This window comes from Cerasicoccus arenae (assembly GCF_014651635.1).
GTDB lineage: Bacteria > Verrucomicrobiota > Verrucomicrobiia > Opitutales > Cerasicoccaceae > Cerasicoccus > Cerasicoccus arenae.
On record NZ_BMXG01000053.1, the window covers coordinates 1 to 1434 of the forward strand.

1 protein-coding gene is annotated in these 1434 nt (G+C 56.6%); it reads left to right on the forward strand.

The window, feature by feature from the left end; translation table 11 throughout:
• Window positions 1–48: 48 nt before the first annotated feature.
• On the forward strand, window positions 49–1122 hold the full coding sequence (locus tag IE065_RS17845) for an IS110 family RNA-guided transposase (protein WP_189517682.1): 1074 nt from the start codon (window positions 49–51) through the stop codon (window positions 1120–1122).
• Window positions 1123–1434: the final 312 nt, after the last annotated feature.

Sequence of the window (1434 nt, forward strand, 5' to 3'; positions counted from 1 at the left end):
AACCAGTAGGAATGAGAAGGCGTTTCCCCGGAACTGATACTTCTCAAGATGAGCAAAACACCGACTAAGCACCGCAAGACTAACGCCGCCTCCATCACCATTGGGGTTGACTTGGGCGACCGCAAACATGCCATTTGCGTATTGGATGACCGAGGTAAGATTGTCCAGGAAGACTCGATCAGCAACACGCGCGAGGCGCTTTCCAAACTCGCCGAACAATACCCGGCCGCAACCGCGATCATCGAAACGGGCACGCATTCTCCCTGGATCAGTTGGCATCTGGAAGCCTGCGGACTCAAGGTGCTCGTGGCCAATGCCCGCAAGCTCCGCGCGATCTACCAGAACGACCGCAAGTGTGACCGCTACGACGCGATGATGCTCGCGCGCATCGGCCGGATGGACCCCAAGCTACTCGCGCCGATTCGCCATCGCAGCGAACGCTGCCAGCGCGATCAAGCTTTACTCAAGACTCGTTGCTCGCTGGTGCGCACGCGGGTTAGCGCGATCAACAGCGTGCGCTTCATCCTCAAAAGCCTCGGCGTTCAACTGCCAGCGGGTTGGTCTTCGGCCAGCTTTGGGACGAAAGCACGAGCCCACCTGAGCAAGGAAGACCGCCGCCTCATTAACCCGCTGATCGAACTGGCTATCGTGTGCACCGAGGAGCTCAAACTGCTCGACAAAGAGCTCGACCAGCTCGCCCGGAAGCGCTATCCCGAGACGCAGCGCTTCCAGCAAATCCCGGGCGTGGGACCGATCACCGCGCTAGCCTTCGTGCTTACTTTGGAATCCAAAGTTCGCTTTGCCAAGGCCCGCGACGTTGGTCCGTTCCTGGGCCTCACGCCCAAGCGCGACCAGTCTGGTCAAAGCGACAAGCACCAACGCATCAGCAAAGCGGGTAACTCATATCTGCGCACCTTGCTGGTCAGTTGCGCGCAATACATCCTTGGGCCGTTCGGACCGCCGGGGCAGTTACGTGAAGCTGGCATGCGCATCGCAGGCGAGACAGGGCACCGGATCGACAAGAAACGCGCCGTAGTAGCCACCGCTCGCAAGCTCGCTGTGACCATGCTGGCTCTCTGGAAAACAGATCAAGACTATCAACCAATGCCTCAGTCAGTTTGATTAGTGATGGGGTAACTGCGCTCAACATAAATCAAAGTAGTAAACCACCAAGCCAATGACTTTAAACCTTCCCTTTGTCCTGTCCAAGCGACGGCGATGCACCGACCGCATGATCCAATGCGAGAACCAGTAGGCCGCGCTTGAGGCTGGACTCCCACCTGCACCGTAGTCAATATTACTACAATCAGAGTGCGCATGGAAGCCTGACAAACCGGAAGACCAACCTCAGCACAAAGCCCCAACACACCAAGGGATGAACACCCAAAATTGAAATTTTGAAACTTAAACTTGAAATGCCTTCTCATGGAAGTC

Excerpts from the sequence above, each read along its gene's own strand:
- IE065_RS17845 (WP_189517682.1), top strand. The coding sequence starts at position 49 with ATGAGCAAAACACCGACTAAGCACCGCAAGACTAACGCCGCCTCCATC.